The organism is Rhizobium sp. SVR5-9E (assembly GCF_056755095.1).
Genome location: NZ_JBNDHS010000032.1, coordinates 1 through 18,387 on the forward strand (window position 1 = coordinate 1; position 18,387 = coordinate 18,387).

Sequence of the window (18,387 nt, forward strand, 5' to 3'; positions counted from 1 at the left end):
TTCGTCATGACAGAATCGAATCATGATTTGCCCCTGCAGGAGAATCCCCAGGCTATCAATCAAGTCCCAAAACGCCGAGTTATGCACACTTCTATGCTCGCTCACCGAAACGCTGCCACCGATTTTGCCCCACCTACAGTTTGGGTAACCACACGCCTAACCCCATGATATCAACCATTGAAGGGACCTAAGCCGAGAATGTGCTGTCGAAGTCTATCGCACGCCGACGCCATGAGAGACGCAGCATTTTTCCCGCTGTCGAACCGATAGGGTATCGTCGTTATTCCGCTCAGGTCACTCGGAAGCTTTACCTTCTCCTCACGTGGTTCCATGAGAATTGCACGCTGCCGACCGAGCTTCCCCATGAACAGGCCCAACTCGAAGACAACATTGTCGCGCGGACTTGGCCAGTCCTGACCTCTGCTCTCGGTGAAGTCGTCGGCATGGGCTATCGCGACGGCGAAGTCGGAGTCGTCGATCTCAGCTTCCAAATCCTGCAATGTATAGTTTGCGACGCGAAAGACGCCATCAGTCCAGATCGTGGTGATGAATGGGTCGTGCTCGAACGCGTTTCGAACAAGCCGCGCCACCGGCAAAGCCTCTGCGGAAGATATGATGAAGACACGGATCTTTTCCCGGAAGATACCGACGTGCTTGTTCCTTTCGAGGAGCCGTCGGGATAGTGACCTCGCGATCTGCCTATACATGTCCGGATAGCTTTTCGCGAGGGCCGAAAACTGTTGCGCCGTCAGTTTGGCGACGATGGACCGTTCCTCAGCAATCACCGTTGCCGAGCGCCGCTGCGTGGGCTCGATGGCTGCCATCTCACCAACATGTTCACCACGGCCGCGGGCACTGAGCCGGCGGCCGTTGATATGTATGCTGAGCGAACCGGAGAAGATGAAGAAAATGTCATCGTCCTCGCCATTTTGTTCAATGAGCGTCTGTCCCGCGTCGAGTTCGAGCATCTCCGCGGCTTCGGCCAGTGCTATCGAGAGATTTACGTCACCTCCAACGATCGCTTGAGAGTTGAAGGACTCAACCCGCAGGTCTCTGCCTTCATCCCCTTTGAAGCGTTCTAGCATCTTCTTCACGTGATTGTTCTCCAATAGGTGGTCGAGTAAACTTCGTCGTCGCTATGCTGCGACCATTTCCATTTTTTCCAGATACTTTCACCGTTCGAACCAAGCTTCTGGTTGTCGTTCAACAGCTCGTAGACCCGTTTTGTAATCCACGTCGGATTGTCGGCGGTGAGGGCCGTGAGCTTTACGGCGAGGTTCGCGGCGTTGCCGATCCAGACGATATCGTTGTCACCGCGCACGCCGGTTCGGGCGGCGTAGATTTCCGAGGTGTCGATACCTACAACGTGGCGGATCTTGAAATCCGTCGACCATCCCTTTGAGATCTCAGCCTGGACAATGTTCTTGATCGCATAGTTGATCTCGAGCGCGCAGGAGGCTGCATTGTTCGACTGGTTGTCGGAGATGAAGATGCCCATAGCTCGATCCCCATCGTATGACACGATCGTGCCACCATGGCGTCGTATCAATCGAGACGTTGCATAGAGGAATGCCTTGTAGACCTCGCCCGAGAAGGTCCACATCTTCTTCTCAACAAGATCAGTCGAACCATCGATGTCTGCGTAGAGTATCGTTGCGCGCTTGAAGTGGACGGCATCATTCGAGAGCTTCAAGTCGGCGGGTTCAGGAACATTTGTTCCGGCTCGCACTGTCCACTTCGCGACGAACGTTGTCCTTGCGTTGGTCCTGATGTCTTCAGCTATCGTCATCGACAGGTTCTGATCAGCAAGGAAACTGGGAGAGAAGCCAGCGAGTTGCTGCGATGATCGGAGGCAGTGCCATAACTACAAACGCCAGTAGAACCAGCGATCCAGCTCGGTGGAAGAATCTGAACTTGCGGTGAGCGATGGAGGCCTGGATTGCAGTCTGGACTGCGAGGTCGCGCAGATACGTCGGTGTAGTGGAGTCCTCTCCCTGCGGCCTGTATTCCTTTTCCGCCATCTCGGGATAATCCTTGACCCCGCCTTTGACGATGTCTCCGAAATAAAGGAGGTTCACGCGGTCGTCTTCGCGCTTGTAAACCTGGTCAAGGAATTTCGGGAGAAGCGATATCAGACAAATTGCTGCCGCGATGAACAGAAGGATGAGGGCGAACACCAACGCCTTTCCATAGTTAAAGGGAAGTTCGTCCGGGGACCTTAGCAGATTGATAATTGCTCCGATCCATACCGACGCGAACGTCAGGAGAGCGGCGTTTTTCGTCTCTGCGAACTTCACGAAATCAATCATCCTGCCGTGGTTGGCGGACATCAACTTTTCATAGGCTTCCTGCTGATCGTTCTTTGCCATTGCTCAAGTAATACCCTTTTGAGTCTTTGCCAGGGGGCAGTCATCCATCGTTCCGCAGCAAGCCTGACCAATCGAACGCAAGTAATCGTAGAACGCAGTCTCGGATCTCCTCCATCCATCGAGATTGATGACGAGCTCGGCGAGTTCACGCCTGTGGTTGCTGCAGCAGGCTATCGGAGCACGCAAGCGTTCAGCCCCGTCGCACTTGCAACGCTGGCGTAACGTCATCACCCGTCGTTCATTCGTCAGAACGGTAAACATTCTGCGGCCGTCGCGAGTAAGTGCGATCCGATTGGGTCCGCGGCCCTTTACTTGAAGGCGATTATCACCGAGATATTCCAGGAACCGGGGACCCAGCGCAGTGGCATTTTCCTCGGCTAACGCCTGAAAACGCGCTGCTGTCGACCCGTGCGCGCGGGCGTCAGCGTGGCCGGGCCAGCGCCGGAGTGCCGCTGCAGAGCGCTGCCTGAGGAGGAATATAAGAACCTTGCCCCACCATGTTTCCGCATCCTCTGTGCTTGTTATCGCTGAAGGTTCGACCTCTCCCCAATAAAGGCAGAACGAGCCGTCTGTGTTGATATGACGCTCCGCACAGAACGCGGGCAAGATGAGGGGATATTGCTCCCTCACCGTGATGGTGTCTGCCGCACGCGTGATCTCGAGAATGACTTCAGCAACAGGCGTCCCCGACGGACTGGGTGGTCGAACGCCATAGATAGCAATCTCGCCCGCCGTTGAAAGCAGGCGGGCGTGATGTGCGTGCGCTACACTGTTGAGGTGCTCGATCGGTGACAAGACGGCCTCAATCAAACTTAACGTAGGGACGGAAAGGGACTTCTACTGCCTTGACGATCGCCGGGCTGCTGGCGGCATAGACCGCTGCGCGAGCAGCCTTGGCGACGGCGTTGTTCTCGGCCGCTAAGGACTCGAGTGCAACGTCGTAAGTCAAATTGGAAATGCGGCGTGTCGAGCCGAACAGCTTCCGGACAGAGGCTGGGCCATCATCATAAGCCTTCGCCCCGATCGCAGTCTGCGTGCCATTGCAGCGCTTCTGTTCGCTCTCGGAATCGAGGACGGATCGCCCGGTCGAGCAACGAATTCGACTGCCTTGCATGCCCAGCCGAGTGATCGCTCCGGGCCCGAATTCAAAGCCGATCGCCAGGCCGAGATTATCGGTGTCAACATCATTAGCTTCAAGCCGCTCCAGCGCGAGATCGAAGCTGCTTCGAAGTGCGCCGGCGCAGAGAACCGAAGTCGACACGGTCTCGTCGGTATCAGTGTTGTACGCCGTTCCTTCCAGAATGTGACCGTGAATGCAGTCGCCGATAAAACGGATCCTGCGTCCGGAAAAGTCAGCGCTGATAACCCTATCGAGTTCCGCGCGGATAACATGGAGGCACCGCACGACATCCTCGGGGTTCTCGTCGATGTGAGCGTTCACGTAGGCCGTAAAGTTGTCGACGTCGGCGTAGATCGACACCATCTCCATGCGCCTGGAATTGCCCGGTGTGAGAACGGAAATTTCCAGGTTCCTTAGCGGCGGCGTCGTGCGCGAGAAGGAGAATGCCCCGATGGGGTTCGCCTGATTGTCCTTCCTCCAGTCCGCAACGATCTTATCCTTGCTGAGTCCGAGCTTTGCCGCGTCCTCGCAGTCCTTGATTTCCTCATCTGTCAGCCTGGTCTTCGCAGGTTCATCCGCGACATCCAGTCCAATTGCTTCGCGGGCCTCATTGCTGAGGTAGATCCCAACTGCCTTGTTGTTGGAGGCGAGCTTTGCAGCGATGTTCGCCGGGCGACCAAGGAAGAGCGGCTCACGATTGCCGCTGCGGCCGTTGTTGACCGCCAGAGTCTTCCCGGTGTCGATGCCTACACGGACTCGAGCGTTCGGAATCTTCTCATCGTCATCACCCGTCTCGGCAAGAACGTCTGTGATCAGCTTGGCGATCGCAACGGCTTTGTTCACTCGGTCGTCAGAGGCATCTTCGCCATAAGGCTTCGCGACCACGGCATGAAGACGCTGATTGTGGAAGTCAACGCGGATTGCGTCTGCGTCAGCGAGGATCCGATGCACAGCACGGTAATGGAGATTCAGAAAACGGAGCGCTCGCTTATGGCATGTCTCGCCTTCTGCGTTGGTCGACCACAGCATGTCATCGAAGTTCACGATCTCGACGTAGAGATGAACGCCATCGACCCGGTAGGCCTTGTTCGTCGGAATCGATGTCAGTGAGGTATCGCGTTTGTAGTCGACCACGGTGACGGTTTCGACATCCTTGATACGTGCGTCGATCGCTGCCTTGGCCCGTTCATGCTTCCATGCATTTGGCATAATATTCACCTCCGGAAATGGGCGCCCGCAGGTCGCCTAATAAAATGTTAATCAGAATAGTTTCTATATAGGGTATAGTAAGTCTTCCCGTCAAGTATCTATTCTTACCTCTGCGAATTCCTTGGAATTGTGGACTGCGGCCGACCACTCGCCGTTGCGCAATCGGCGATTTTCAATCAGTTCGGTTGGTTTGCGCAGATCTGGGCATTAGCATTCGCGTGAACAAGCGTACGCGTCGGAGCCGAAGTTGAGACATGGCCCTCGTAGCAATCGGTTTACTAGGAGGTTGGGTGAACACTTCCTAGTCAGGAACCGGACGCTTCTCCACCGATGGATGTAGCTTTCGGCAGCGAGGACACGTTTGGCACTAAGTGGCCGATGTCGCGACCGACCACGTTGGTCTGAAGAGCTTTGTTGGATCATCGCGGCCGCGTGCCGGTCGACGTCGGAGAGTAATCCGTCAGAAAATGGCCGCAACTTTGCGCTTCAACCGCATAGTTGGCGTTCGTCAGCTGCCAGATCTCAAATCTCGGACAACAACGTTGACCTGGCCGTCGCCGGAGAGGTGATGCGCAAGATTGGCCTGAAATTGCTCGTGCGCTTTCCGAACTTTCGCCTGCGCACGAGCCTCAAGACCCGCCACTTTATCTTCAATAGATCGGTCAAGGACAACGTATTCGACATCGATGTCGCGCGGTGCAAGCCCGACTAGATCAAGACGCCCGTCAACGAACAGATGTCGGTCGTCGATGATGACACTAGAGCCTTTCTCGAGAGCACTGCGTATTTGGGCATCGCGGTCAAGATCGGTGAGTGAAGACATTCTTGAGCCCGATGAGACGATGACGGTAGCATCTTGGCCTATCGCCCAGGTGGATTTTCCCCCTTGCGGAGGACCAACTGTGAGAATGAGTTTCTGGCCCGTGCGCGGCCACTGCCAACCGGGGATGAGAGGAGGAAAGCGGTCGGTGAGATTAATCCACCAACTGTCCAATGTGGCAATCTCTTCTACGGTGAGACTGATTCCATGAGCAAGCTTGTTGCGAGTGGCCCTGAGTGCCTTCAGCCCGTTGATCTCATCCGGAGCAAGGACCGCGGCAAGAAGAGTTTCGAGATCATAGAATTCAAGGTCCCACGGGTCTGTGATCTCCTTTGTGTAAGTTCCGCGCCGTTTAAAATAAGGACTCTGGGGACTGGCTACGCCGGAAAGCCGGCGGAGATATTTGGAGACGATAGCACGGCGAATTAGATCAAGGCTTGGCAGGACGGCCTTCACTTGCGCGACCCAGATTCGCCGAGGAACCTCCGCCTCGAGTCCGTGTGCCCATGCTGCCGCGACGTGGGGCACCGCGGCAGCGCCCCAAATATCAACAAGGCCGTTTTCCCATGAAGGAAACGGATAGGCATGCCGGCTCGCCAGAGCCGCGATCTGCGTCGTAGGCGCAAGTTGCTCCGCCTCGCTCCACCCGCTTGCGACCTCGATCAGTTCGCGCGACCACGCCGCAATTTCGATCACCGTCGACAGTCTGACGCTTGCCGTCAACGACAAGGACCCGGTGAGTCCGAGTGCGCCAGCGAACGCCTGCGTGTCGGTCGCCGATACAACACCCAATTGCTTGTGACGCGGCATCCCGGCGGCGAGGCGCAGTAGGTTTTCGTTGCTCAAGCCTGGCGGTGTCAGCAGCAGGAGGTATGGTCCGCTTTCGTGTCGCGCTTTGCGGCGCTCGTAGAGAAGCGCGCGGATAAGCGCGCTCCATTGCGGCATTGCTTCGTTCTGAAAGCCGTCGACTATGAACACGGTATTGGAGAAATCGGAATGTGCGAGGAAATCGGATACCGAACCGATCGACAAACCGCTGGCACCGAGCGCACGGGCCAGGTGGTGAACAATAGAAGCGTTCACCGCGATCTCTTTCCCCTGCACCTGCACGCTTGAAACGACATGGTCGCGCTCTGCGGTCGCGGCGATTGCCGCTACGAGACCGCCGGGCAGCGGACGCGGGCATTCGGCGAGCGCGACGCCGTGCTGGATGAGTGCGTCGACAAGCGTCGATACGTAGCGGGCAGGACCTGGAAGTTGCCACCACTCCATTGTCGGCCGACTACCTTTTGCCGATGATCAGCGATTTGGCGACGCTGTTCATCGAAAACCGTTCGCTGGCACCGCTGTTCGGATCGGCCGCAGCTGTCGTCAAGACCCCCGTCAACAGGCCGAAGCGGACCGCGGCGGAGGCCAGTTCCCGATCCTCGAAAAGTGACAGGATGCTTTCCGCCGTCTCTCCCTCGCAGTAGTCCGCGAGGGTCGAGAAGATGGCGGAGAACTCCGGAGGCACGCCGAAGCGCTCGAAGATGTCGCCGCCCTGCTGGTTACTCAGTTCCAGCAGCATCTTGTCGACCGCAGCGCCGGATGCCGCCGAAGCAAAAACGGCTTGGCATGAATCGTTCCAGCCACCAGTCACCTCAAGGATGCGATCGATAGTCTGTGGCTTCAAGCCGTTAATCGCGTCAAGTCGGGCGGCGATATAGGAACGTGACCAAGGCTTGAGAGTCGTGATCTCGATGCGGTGAGGCACTTTCGTGCCCCACGGATAGACCCTGGACCAGGCCGCTGCGTGGCGAGCGGTCCCGACGAAAACCGGGCGAACCCTTCCTCGAACCACATTGGGTTGTTTGGCGACGTTTCTGACCCAGTCGGGCGTCCATTCAGTGGTATGCGGCACAATAAGGACGAGTAGTTGATCATCCTGCCGGACGCGCTTGATTTCCGCCAACAGGTCGCCGCAGTCCCGCCAGCCTCTAACCTCCACAGCGACCTTCGGATTAGAGGATCGCTTCAAAGCCAGATGGACTTGATCGACATTGGCGATCGCGGGACCGAAGATGACGACGGCGGTGGCCGGATTGACGCCCGGATCAAGCAGCGCGGCTTCCTGCCCGTCGGTCAAAGGAGAGATGCGCAGCTCGTGATCGGATCGGCCGGAGAGTGGAAGACTGGAGCGTGCGTTCTTGGGATCGAAGTGATCCTCAGGTTTGCGCCCTTGGAAGCTGTAGATGCGGGCTAGCAGATCCTCCTCGTCGTTGACCATCAGGTCGAGCAGCATGCGCGAGCGCAGGCCCCACTTGGCCGAACCGGTGATGCGCCGAAGGATCCCGAACCCCTCCATCTCGTCTAGCAAGTAGTCGGTTTCGGCCGGATCGCTGCCTTTCGGGAAAGCTTCCGGCCAGTACTTCGTGGCGCGCTCCGCCACCTCGCTGGTCGTCATGCCGTCGCCGTCGATCCCTTCCTCGACGTCAATCAGAGCGCGCTCGGCAATGATGTAGGTCAAAAGCTCGTAGCGTTGCTCGATATGCTTGATGGTCTTCTCGAAGCTTTCGTAGAGGGTCTTCCGTATCCGTGGATCTGCCAGAGCCCGATCGACCATCGTAGAGGGGATCGACCATAGGAGCTTGTTAGTCGACTTCTGGTGTTCCTCGATGTTGTCTAGGAGTCCTTGGCAAAATACCTGGATGAGGATCGGGTAGTAATTTGCAAAGCTGAGAATTCGCCAGACGTCTTCTCGGTTGGCAAATTCATAGCCCAGCGCTGCTAGTGGTAATCTAACGAGTGCTTCGGCGTCACCGGCGTCGCCGTTGACGAGCGGTCCGATACGGACCGGATCGCTCGAAATCTGCGCGAGCGGGGAATTTTCGGCCTTGGTGATGCGCGACACGTTATGGAGGCCGGACAGGATGAACTTGAATCGGTGGTTCGTCTCGTTCATCAAGGCGATCAGCCGCAGGACGTGGTGGTGATCGGTTTCCTGCGCTTCCTGACGGACGAAATTGTCGGCTTCGTCAAGCATCAGAAGGACGCGACGCCGCCCGTCGCCGGCGAGAAATTCTTTGACGCCCTGTTCGAAATCATCGGCCGTTGCCACCCGCTTTCCGGGGAAGATAGGGGCGAGCACCCCGGCGGCCTTCTCCCATAGCGATTTCGACGAGGCATCCGTGAGGTCGACGTAACCGAATTCGGCGTGTGGCGGCGCACGCCTCGCCAGATGACGCAGCAGCGCCGTCTTGCCGAGCCTCCGGCCGCCATAGACGATGTAGGATCCAAACGGCTCGACGATGCTGGCCAATTCCTTCGCCCGGCCCTTGAACATTTCGGGCGGTACCTGCGAGCGTCCATAGTCCTGGTAAGGCTTGGCGACCGTCGACGCTTGCGCCATTTCGAACAATGCCAGCCGCCGCCGTTCCGGCATGGTCAGCACCGTTGCGAGCATCACCTCGTCGACGACGAGGATTTTACGTCGCATACGAATGCAATCGAGTTTGAGTTGCTCGCGCCGCTCCGTCGCCATCGATCCAAAAAACAAGACCAGGGTTCCGCGATTTTCCGCGCCCTCGGGAAGTGCCATGATCTCGCTATTGGAGACAGTATTGGTGGCGGCGGCAATTTGCCAGGCGTTGCCGACCATGCTGCCGAAATCCGGGAGTACCCCCGACTGGGCGTCGAAAGTCATCGAGATCAACGCATCGATGACGAGGAGATGGCCTTTCTTGGTCTTGGCTTTGTTAAGCTCCACCAGGGAACAGTCGAAACTCAGCTGCGACACCAGTCCCAGCAAAGCAGCGGTCAGTTGCGACCCTCCTAAGCCGGACTTCACTGCCCGTTTGAACATTTGCCAACTTTTGAGGACTTCGCCGGCTTCTTCGCGTTGGTCCTTGTCCAGTGCCGAAACGCCGTAATCGTCGTGGTCGGACCCGTTCGCCAGCATTTGGCCGAGTTGGACGAGGTCAGCACCCTTGACCTTGCGGAGGATCGAGCGGAATCGGATGAGATCCTTGTTCGCCGCGCCCGCCTCCAGGATCGGCCGGCGCGTGGCCCCCGAAGCGAACATGCCAAGCCAGTCCGACAGTGTCGCCAGATCATCAGCCTCTAGCAGTTTCGACAATGCCTGGCGTTCCCCCTCAGAAACCTCCGTCGCGGAGAGGCTGGCGATCTGTCCCTCCAAGGCGGCCTTGCCTTCGTCAAGAAGCATACGTGCCTGCCGTTCGAGATCGTTCAATCTCTCGAAAGCGGCGTTGACGTCGGTGATGCGGACACCTTCGACTTCTTCAGGTATGAAGTCCCACGCCAAATCCTCTGCGGATCGCCCCGTGCTGACAGCGCGCAGGCTTTCTTCGAGATCGGCGGTGCCTTTAAGGCTGCCAAGGGCCATGCGTCGCACCTTGTGAAGAAGCGTGCCAACTGTCTCCTGCTGCACGGCGAGCTGGCCGCGCCGGACGCCTTCTGTCGCCGCAACCCGGGCGTCGAGGTCCATATATTCCGCCTCGCTCAGGCCGAAATGCTGCCAAAACTGCAGCAACGCCTTAGCCGCCAAGAAAGCGTCCTCGTGATACCGTTGTTCCACGACGCTTCTGAAGCCTTCGTCGGTCGGTCCGGTCAGCCGCGGCAAGGGAAAATCGATAATCGCGTTAACTAGTTTCGGGCTGTCGGCCGGCGAGGGCGTCCAGGCATGGCTCCAGGTCATGTTCGGAAGCCATAGTAGCGGGACGTGCAGGGCGAGATTGGCAGCGGTGCGATCGAATTCGCTCGCCGTTGATCCGCGAAGGATGGCGCTCAACCCGCCGAGAACTTCCCGGGCATAGGCGTTCGCGGCCATGAGAAGACGATCGTTGACGTCATCGTCGAGGTGACTCATGAAGTGATTGATTCCGGCCGCCAGATCGTCGATCAACCGACGCACCAAGCTGCGGCGGCCGGCGCGCGCCTGAAGATCGGTTGCCTGACGTTTCGCGTCGCTGAAATCTTCACACAGGCTGGACAGATCAAGGAGAAGGGCTACGAGACGCTCGCGCGCGGCGCCATCGATTACTTGGCCGTGGCCGACAGCTTCGGCAATCTTGTCGAGCGCCAGCAGTACCCTGTGCCGGTCCGGGAATTCCTCCGCAAACCGACTGGCAGCATCGGCAGCCGATGGTGATTGCATTGCACTTGCCAACAAGGTGACTTCGCCTTGGTTGGACAACAGCTCTTTCTTTATCTTCTGGCCGAGGGCGAAACGGAAATTGGAGGCCTGGAAGGCCGTGATCTTCGCGAGGACCCTACGTCGACACTCATCGACGTAAGAGCGGTCGGCCTTCGCGTCGCCCGCGGCAGCTATGTTCTGCAGGCTAAGGGGAAAGTTCGATTTCCGATTCTCGTCTAGCACTTCCTTCAATCGGAAGAACGCGGCGCAGTGGCCGCTGCCGTTGAGGCGCTCGATGATGCTGAAGGCGTTAGAACTTTCAGACAGGTTGAAGAGAGCCGTCGGGACCATGGCCGCGTAAAGTGCGGTCTGCCTCGCGCGGTCAAAGGGTGTGCTTGATTGCGCTATTTCATCCGCAACCACGACGCAAGCCTCGAGCGCCTCCTTGAAGCCTTCTGGTTCGTATTTCGAACCGGTCATTTCCTTTGCAAGCGCGATCACCTTGAGTTCATCGGCGGTAATTGGCGTGACGGCGGGGGACAGCATGGTTTCAGATGCCCGTGCGAAATGATAAGCGAGACCCCACTCCTGATGCGCGAAGAGTTCTGCGGCCTTGGTGTGGATATCGGCCACGAACGGGTCGGCGGGGGCTGCATCCGGGTTGTCCGCCGCTTCAATTTCTGCGACCGGCGGCAGCGGGATATCGAAGGGTTCGTCGTCATCAAAAAACGTTTCGCCGAGGGCGGCGGCGACGTAAGTCGGTTCCGGCGCAATGGGGCCGGACTCCAGCTCGGCCACGGCGATTTGGCCATCGGCACCGTTCGTCGTGGCGGGCAACGTGAGCGCCGCTAATGCACCCGCGCACTCTTCCAGTGCAGTCCGAGCATTGGTTTCGATGGCGTCCAAAAGTGACTGTGCATAGGCAAGGAACTGCTTCGGCGGCATTTTCGGAGGAGAATGATAGGAGTTGAGATCGTCGGCGACGCTCTTGCCGGTTACCTCCGCCGCAGCCAAGGCATTTGCGGCTTTGTCGAGTGGTTCGCGCAGCGCAACCGGCGGCAGTGCCTGAAGCCTCGAGGCAATGCGGTCACAAAGCTGGGAAAGTCCGTCGTCGAGGAGTTCGAGCTCAATGAGCGCCGCCTTAATCCCTGTCAGCAGGACGGCGGCGCGACGACTGATGTCCCCGGTCGTGCGCGCAGCCTGGTTGACGGCATGCTGCTTTACCGCTTCGTCGAGAATGGCGAGCTGCTCCTCCAGTGCGCCGATCAGCGATGCGTCGGGAGGCATGTTCCCTGCCGCTGCAAGAAACCGGGCCATGGCGGCGATAGCGTCGTCCCAGTTGGCTTGAACGGCGTCCGGCTTTTCAGGCTTGCCTCCATGATCGACCACGGATTTCTCGTCTTGCATTGGCGTTCCCACCGGGGGAGGCGGGTCGCCTGCGAGAAGTGTCTCGAACGGGTCCGACGAGCAGGCCATATAGGTCAAAATATAGGATCGCAAACCGGGCAAGGCGTCGGCTACATTGAACATCGACAAGGGTTTGTCGGGGTTTGGCTGCGCTGACCATTCAAGCATCACGACCGCGGTCGATATGTCGCCTCTGCCACGCTCGGCAAGCTCGACCAATTCCTGACGGGTTTCCTCCATGCCCCTTTGGTTTGGAACGCTCATACCGCTACCGCGGAGCGCGTCCACGTAACGCGATGACAGACGTTTGAAATAGGCTCGCTTCTGCGACGGGCCGGGCTCGATTTCCTGTAAGAACAGGCGGAGGAAGTAAGGGTAGCGTGCGGCTTCCGACAGGAGATCATAGACCGCGTCGACGTCGGGGCGTTCGGTCGGCCAGGCAAATCCTGTGATTGGCTGGATGGTCTCGCTCCATTTGGCATGGAATAAGCGGATTTGCCGATTCGAAATCGGAACCCAGTCGCGGAACCAGGTCGCGTCTATATCTCCGGGCAATGACAGTATCGGGCTGCGCAAGGTTTCAACGTCTACTACGGTATCAATTCTTGCGCTCATGCCATTGCCTGCCTTCCTTGTACGGCGGCACGATAGATCAATTTTAGGATGCAATGCTAGATCAGTTTTACACTCCCGACAGCGTCGCGCGGAATTCATCCCAGTTTTCCACCACAACTGGCCGCTCTGCCGGTCGATCGGTGTCGATGTCGAGCCTCAGACGCTTCTGAAAGTAGTAGAGCAGGGCCCGTCGCACGGAGATGTGAGCGCGGCCCTCGTTCATCGCGTAGTCGAGCGCGACCGTTCGCTGTTGCGATGTGGAGAGGGCAGGGTTTGGCCGCAGGACGACCTCGAAGAAGGTGTCCCATTCGTGGTCTGGAACATCGAAGCCGCCGCCCGCCTCGTGATCCCGCAAGTTTTCGCAGCGCGACAGGATGAAGTCTTTGTATGCGAGATCAAGGTGGCAGAACGCGCGGACATGCCAGCGCAAGCCGTCATTCCCGAAGGCACGGGGTGTTACACGCCGCCAGACTGCGTCCGGCCGGCTCTTGCTCATCGACTGGTAAAAGATCTCGACGGACTGCTTTGCGCGGATCGCCCCAAGAAGCGATTTGAAGACGTCGGGGCGCACTGACCTGAAAGGGATGGGCAGCGCATCGATTGGTGGCGGATGCGCGATCCATGTATCATCGATGCTGATGACGCGATCGGCGATCATCTTCAATTGCGCGAGGTAGCGTTCAGCGCTCGGCTTAAAAAAGCGGGGCCTAAAGTTGGCGGTTGGAACGTATCGTTTTTCCCGGGTGTCGTACCGGATGTTTTCGGGTTCAAGACCCTGATAGAGGGAAAGATCATTTGAAGCCTGTGGAACGGACACGTTGAAACGGTCGGTGATGTCGCCGCGTCGGATGCCACCTTCCCAAAAGCACTTGAACTCGATGAACTCCAGGCGTTGCTCCGTTCCCCATCGCAAAACGTTGTCGTTTGACTCCACACACCTCTCCACAAGATCGGCGACAAATATGTATAAGAACTATACTGATTTTTCACGAATGGCAAACCCTCGTGACAATGGCCGACAGCGATGAGGAATCGGAAAAGCCGGAGGGCCTGTCGGTGCGCCGGAGGTTATCCGGCAAGAAACTGCCGGCCAATGGGCGGCTCGGACAACGCCCGAATCACGTTCATGGAAGGAGAGCATGAGCGAGCCGTTGACTTACTCTTCTCTCCGAAAGTTTCGTCAAACCAAGTTGTCGAACGGAGTCGCCGGACAAGCTTCGGCGAAACCTACGGGTTTTCGATTGCGATGGATAGTTGATCGAGCGAGCTTGTAAGATCGGAAAGGGCGCTTCCTACTTCCTCTCCCCGCTGAATCGCTGCGGCAGCCGCCGCACGTAGACGTGAGGAATTGTCGGAGGAGCCGCCAAAACTAGTGGTGCTGCAGACGTTCGTGCCCACGATATCTATACACGGCTCGACCTTTTCTCCCTGCAATTGCTTGAGGATATTCTCAGCGGACTGCGCGCTCAACCTGTTTGCATTTATCTGGGTCTCGATCTCAAGACGAGCTGTTCGAAGCTCGTCGGGAGAAAGATCACTGAAGGCCTTTTCTGTGGTTGCACGCTCCGCCGCGGCCACTACGGGTTTTTTGGGAGCGCCGTAGACGATACGAACAACCGCAGCATCTTTCTGCGATAGAGACCCGATGTCATGATCGCGCTCGCACGGGTTCGTTTCCGGGGGTTTTTCCACGTACCAGTTGAGGGCGAAGTTGTACTGCATGATAGAGTTCTTGTCATAAGAGCCGACGGAAACGATGCCTCCGAGATCCTCGGTAGGAAACGCGCCTACATTCTGCTTGGCTTTCTCCAGCGACCAACCGTTATCGGCTGCTATCTGTTGAAAGTTAAACCAGCCGTCGCATAATTCGCGCTGATGTTCGTGCAACAATCCCAACGCATGCCCGAACTCATGCCTCACATGAAAGTCAAAATTCATTGGATCGATGATCGATAAGTCAGACAGCATCGCTAGACTCATGGAGACCATATTGCGACGGCCCTCGATGATCGACTGGCGGCCGATCTGGGACCAATCGCCACCGGGGTCGTCGCCTGGAGAGAAAATTTTTCGTTTCTCATTCCCGTCAAGGGAGATGCGTATGTCGGCGGACTTTCTGTCGACACACGTTCTAAACTTCTTTCCATCTCGGAAATCGAATGCGATATCTGCGACTTTCGACCAAGCTCCTGCACGGTCCTCCACTGCGGCTTTCAGCTCGTCATCGCCGTTCCAGAAACATACGGTCAGCTTGTGCTTCTGCCAGGTCAGACTGCCCCAGTAAACGGCCTGAGCGTTGTTCAGGGATTCCGCCGGCGCGCCTGCTTCTTGAGCTCGCTTGAACCTCGCCGCGACGTTTCTAATTGCCGCTTCGACCTTTGCGTTGGCCGAATCGGGTGCGAGCGGTTTCAGATCGTTATGCGCGAAGCTGTTCGTCGCAGAGCTCCAAATCACCGCACATACAATCGCCGCAAAGTTCCCTTGCCGCATCAATGCCGTCCTCTAGGCGCCGCACCGCCAACGCCACCTGGCTCGGCGGGACGTTGCCTCCCTATAGGCGTGCCCGAATTAACGAATTGTGGAGCAGGAAAATCTTTGCTTGGGGCAGCGATCGTCAGTTCGATTGTTTGTACGTCGTTACGAGTAGCATCGGCAGCCACGCTCGCGGACAGGAACACGATATCGAAATCCAGCGCTCCACGCCCGGTTCTCGTTACTCCAAAGCTTTGGAATTGATGTATTCGGTCTGTCACCCCATAAGGCTGGTAATCCACGTTGGCGTCGAGGCCCGCAATCACTTTGGCCAACCAGGAAGAGAACCGATATTTCGCTTGTGAACCCTCTGCTTGCGCCGTGCAGACATCGGTATTTTCCGCTCCGAGCGCAAAGCGCATGTCGACGTCGGTTTGGATCGTGTTGGTCTTCTGGACGCTGCCGGAGGCCGAAGGAAGGATGCTGCCGGTGCCCGATCCGAGTGTAAAAACGAACGGCCCGTCTCCGGATGCCTTCGCGGCAACGGACGCACTGATGTTCGTGGTGTCAACCACCTTTAGACCGAGCGAGAGTTTCGCGACCCGTCCTTTCAGTCGCTCCACGCGTCCGGGTTCGGCTTCGCGGACCAAGGCTTGCGCGAGAGCACACTTCCAAGCGCCGACGATGGCGGCTTCGGAGACTAGATCGGTCTCAGCTGCATCTTGAATCGACCCACATCCGGCGATGACGAGCGAAAACAACAACGTCGTAAACAATGACATTGGTTTGCGATGCATGATATCCCCCTCAGATATCGCTCGCGTTATAAGAGCATAATCGTGAGATTAGTCAACTGAACGTTCCTCGGGCGAGCTTGGTGGAAAGTCTACGGGTTCGAACAACACACGCGAAGGCAACTTTGGCCATCGCACGCAAATTGATAACACAACGACGAGCCATACCGGATCGCTGAGCAAACCGCGGCGCGGGTGCGAAGCGCAACTGCCAGCAGATCGGCTTATTTGCCAATCGTTGCTGCCCCGAAGAGAACCGGCCAGAGCGCGACCGGACCAAGTGCTTAGCGAATCTAAGGCACGGGTCGAAGGTTCGGTTCCGCTCAAGACCAACGCGTATCCCGATTGCCTATCAAGGCACGCCTTCGTCTCTCCCGGCGCACGGGGCAGCGCGATCACTTGCTGCGTTTCAGCGCATCGGTGATTTCCGCGCGGGCGACACCGATGAGCGTCTCCATTGCGCGGCGCGCATTGTCCGGATTGCGCATGCGTATGGCCTCCAGCACATCCTGGTGCTTCTGGATCGCCTGTTCGTGCGATTGGCTGGCGCGGTTGGTCAGCCGGAAACTGGCCAGCAGCGCCGCGCGGATCGCGCTGGCGAACTGACGATAGACCCAGTTTCCGCTGGCGTTGATGATCGCCGTGTGGAATTCGAGGTCGGCCCGGCTCCATTCCTCGTTGTCGCGTGCATTCGCATCGACCATGTCCTCGAAGGCCTGGGCAATCCTGGCCAGCTGTTTGGCGGTGGCCTTCGTTGCCGCGTGGGCGGCCGCCGCCGGTTCGAGCAACTGGCGGGCATCGATCAGCGAGGTATAGAACGCCTCGTCTCCGCCGATCGCCAGCATCACGTCAAGCACCAGCGGGTCGAGGTAGTTCCAGTTTTCTCGATGGAGCACGATCGTTCCGGCCCTGGTGCGTGATCGAACCATGCCCAAGGCGCTCAGATACTGCATGGACTCGCGCAGGCTCGTACGGCTGACGGCGAATTGCTCGGTCAACTCCGCCTCATTGGGGAGCGTCGAACCTTCGGCGAATTCGCCGGCCACAATCATGTGGACCAACCGTGACAGCAGGGACTCGCGAACAGTCCTCTTTCCGCGGGAGGCGATCTCGACGCCACCCTCTGTCAACTTCCTGTCCGTTTGCGGTATCGCCACAGATTTGTCTCCGATTCAATCGGTCTCAGCTTGCTGTCAGCCAAAGACCAGTCAAGCGTGGGCGTCAAAAAATACGATTTATAAGCGCAACTGTCCCCCGCGTAGAAATGTTTAGCACAGGATACCCTCATAAAAACACATCTTATAAAAAATAAATCGTATTTATATTGACATTGGTAAGACCAAGAATATGGTTGCCGTGGCTGGAGGAGCCGGGTGGATCCGCGTTCCTGACGCCATCAGATCTCAAGGGAGGGAGCGATGAAGCTCATTACGCGCGCCACGATGCTGGCACTTGGAACATTCGCCGCGGCGGGGCTGTCGCCCGCCTTCGCGCAGGATAAAGACCTGAAGGTCGGCGCGATCTACATGGACGCCCAGGGCTTCTATGCTGGCGTCCGCAAGGGCATCCAGACTGGTGCCGCCGATGCTGGCCGCAAGCTCGATGTCATCGAGACCAATGCGCAGGGCGACGCCAGCAAGGAATCATCCTTCATCGATTCCCTCATTTCCTCCGGTGTTCAGGCGATCATCGTTTCCCCGGTTTCCGCCGACGGTTCCTCGCGCGCGATCCGTCGTGCTCATGACGCGGGCATCCCGGTCGTTTGTTACAACACATGCCTGAACGACGCCGACATGAAGGAGTACGTCTCCGCCTACGCCGTCGGTGACCCCTATGATTTCGGCCACAAGCTCGGCGATGCCGCCGCCGACTATTTCATCGCCGAGAAGAAGGACGCGCCGAAGATCGCGGTTCTCAACTGCGAGTTCGTCGAGGTCTGCGTGACGCGCCGCAAGGGCTTCGAGGAAGCGCTTAAGGCCAAGGTTCCGGGCGCTCAAATCGTGGCCAACCAGGAAGGCGCGATCCTCGACAAGGCGGTTTCGGTCGCCAGCACCATGCTGTCGTCTAACCCTGACATCGATGCATTCTTCGGCGAAGCCGGCGGCGCGACCCTTGGTGCGGCCCGTGCCGTCAAAAGCCAGGGCAAGACCGGCCAGGTCGTGGTCTTCGGTGGCGACATGACCACTGAAATCGCCCAGGAACTCTCCGACTTCACGGTCATCAAGGCCGTTGTCGACATCTCGGGCCAGGGTCTTGGCAAGCTCGCGCTCGCCCAGGCGATTAAGTCCGTCGATGGCCAGGCACCGGCCGATATCAAGGTCCCCTACGATATCGATGTTTACAAGTCTTCCGAAGACGGCAAGGCTTGGCTTAAGGCGCACGCGGACGGTATTCCGTGAGGTTTTGAGCCGGAGTTTCACGGCAATCGAGGCCGCCAGGCGACTGGCGGC

The 18,387-nt window shown here is 57.9% G+C and carries 12 protein-coding genes; 1 reads left to right on the forward strand and 11 read right to left on the reverse strand.

Translation table 11 applies throughout. The annotated features are described in order from the left end of the window. Window positions 1-170: 170 nt before the first annotated feature. The 11 genes from ACPYOJ_RS16165 to ACPYOJ_RS16215 form a co-directional block, all read right to left on the reverse strand. The gene (locus ACPYOJ_RS16165) at window positions 171-1,085 is read right to left on the reverse strand and encodes a TIR domain-containing protein (protein ID WP_481417210.1); all 915 of its coding nucleotides are present in this window, start codon (window positions 1,083-1,085) and stop codon (window positions 171-173) included. Between the two features lie 5 nt (window positions 1,086-1,090). Then, window positions 1,091-1,789, reverse strand: a complete 699-nt coding sequence (locus ACPYOJ_RS16170) for an adenylate/guanylate cyclase domain-containing protein (protein ID WP_481417169.1) — start codon at window positions 1,787-1,789, stop codon at window positions 1,091-1,093. A gap of 13 nt (window positions 1,790-1,802) precedes the next feature. Next, on the reverse strand, window positions 1,803-2,369 hold the full coding sequence (locus ACPYOJ_RS16175) for a Pycsar system effector family protein (RefSeq protein WP_481417170.1): 567 nt from the start codon (window positions 2,367-2,369) through the stop codon (window positions 1,803-1,805). Between the two features lie 3 nt (window positions 2,370-2,372). Then, the gene (locus tag ACPYOJ_RS16180) at window positions 2,373-3,164 is read right to left on the reverse strand and encodes an E2 domain-associated cysteine-rich protein (protein WP_481417171.1); all 792 of its coding nucleotides are present in this window, start codon (window positions 3,162-3,164) and stop codon (window positions 2,373-2,375) included. A gap of 7 nt (window positions 3,165-3,171) precedes the next feature. Next, the gene (locus ACPYOJ_RS16185) at window positions 3,172-4,698 is read right to left on the reverse strand and encodes an adenylate/guanylate cyclase domain-containing protein (RefSeq protein ID WP_481417172.1); all 1,527 of its coding nucleotides are present in this window, start codon (window positions 4,696-4,698) and stop codon (window positions 3,172-3,174) included. A 508-nt stretch (window positions 4,699-5,206) separates the two neighbouring features. Beyond that, window positions 5,207-6,790, reverse strand: a complete 1,584-nt coding sequence (locus ACPYOJ_RS16190; RefSeq protein WP_481417173.1) for an ATP-binding protein — start codon at window positions 6,788-6,790, stop codon at window positions 5,207-5,209. Window positions 6,791-6,800: 10 nt separating this feature from the next. After that, entirely contained in the window at window positions 6,801-12,671 is a 5,871-nt protein-coding gene (locus tag ACPYOJ_RS16195) for an AAA family ATPase (RefSeq protein WP_481417174.1), read from the reverse strand. A gap of 67 nt (window positions 12,672-12,738) precedes the next feature. Continuing rightward, on the reverse strand, window positions 12,739-13,605 hold the full coding sequence (locus ACPYOJ_RS16200) for a BrxR family helix-turn-helix transcriptional regulator (RefSeq protein WP_481417175.1): 867 nt from the start codon (window positions 13,603-13,605) through the stop codon (window positions 12,739-12,741). Window positions 13,606-13,898: 293 nt separating this feature from the next. Continuing rightward, window positions 13,899-15,161 (reverse strand): M12 family metallopeptidase, encoded by a 1,263-nt coding sequence (locus tag ACPYOJ_RS16205; RefSeq protein WP_481417176.1) that lies wholly within the window; start codon window positions 15,159-15,161, stop codon window positions 13,899-13,901. After that, entirely contained in the window at window positions 15,161-15,940 is a 780-nt protein-coding gene (locus ACPYOJ_RS16210; RefSeq protein ID WP_481417177.1) for a hypothetical protein, read from the reverse strand. Before ACPYOJ_RS16210 ends, ACPYOJ_RS16205 begins: the two co-directional genes overlap by 1 nt. A gap of 392 nt (window positions 15,941-16,332) precedes the next feature. Beyond that, complete coding sequence (locus ACPYOJ_RS16215; protein WP_481417211.1) at window positions 16,333-17,088, reverse strand: FadR/GntR family transcriptional regulator; 756 nt, start codon at window positions 17,086-17,088, stop codon at window positions 16,333-16,335. Window positions 17,089-17,355: 267 nt separating this feature from the next. On the opposite strand from ACPYOJ_RS16215, the gene ACPYOJ_RS16220 reads away from it, so the two are divergent. Continuing rightward, on the forward strand, window positions 17,356-18,336 hold the full coding sequence (locus ACPYOJ_RS16220; protein ID WP_481417178.1) for a substrate-binding domain-containing protein: 981 nt from the start codon (window positions 17,356-17,358) through the stop codon (window positions 18,334-18,336). The last annotated feature ends 51 nt before the right edge of the window (window positions 18,337-18,387 follow it).

Bases quoted from the DNA above. Each gene is read 5' to 3' on its own strand.
- ACPYOJ_RS16205 (WP_481417176.1), bottom strand. From the start codon at position 15,161: ATGCGGCAAGGGAACTTTGCGGCGATTGTATGTGCGGTGATTTGGAGC.
- ACPYOJ_RS16175 (WP_481417170.1), bottom strand. From the start codon at position 2,369: ATGGCAAAGAACGATCAGCAGGAAGCCTATGAAAAGTTGATGTCCGCC.
- ACPYOJ_RS16185 (WP_481417172.1), bottom strand. From the start codon at position 4,698: ATGCCAAATGCATGGAAGCATGAACGGGCCAAGGCAGCGATCGACGCA.
- ACPYOJ_RS16170 (WP_481417169.1), bottom strand. From the start codon at position 1,789: ATGACGATAGCTGAAGACATCAGGACCAACGCAAGGACAACGTTCGTC.
- ACPYOJ_RS16165 (WP_481417210.1), bottom strand. From the start codon at position 1,085: ATGCTAGAACGCTTCAAAGGGGATGAAGGCAGAGACCTGCGGGTTGAG.
- ACPYOJ_RS16195 (WP_481417174.1), bottom strand. From the start codon at position 12,671: ATGAGCGCAAGAATTGATACCGTAGTAGACGTTGAAACCTTGCGCAGC.
- ACPYOJ_RS16210 (WP_481417177.1), bottom strand. From the start codon at position 15,940: ATGCATCGCAAACCAATGTCATTGTTTACGACGTTGTTGTTTTCGCTC.
- ACPYOJ_RS16220 (WP_481417178.1), top strand. From the start codon at position 17,356: ATGAAGCTCATTACGCGCGCCACGATGCTGGCACTTGGAACATTCGCC.
- ACPYOJ_RS16190 (WP_481417173.1), bottom strand. From the start codon at position 6,790: ATGGAGTGGTGGCAACTTCCAGGTCCTGCCCGCTACGTATCGACGCTT.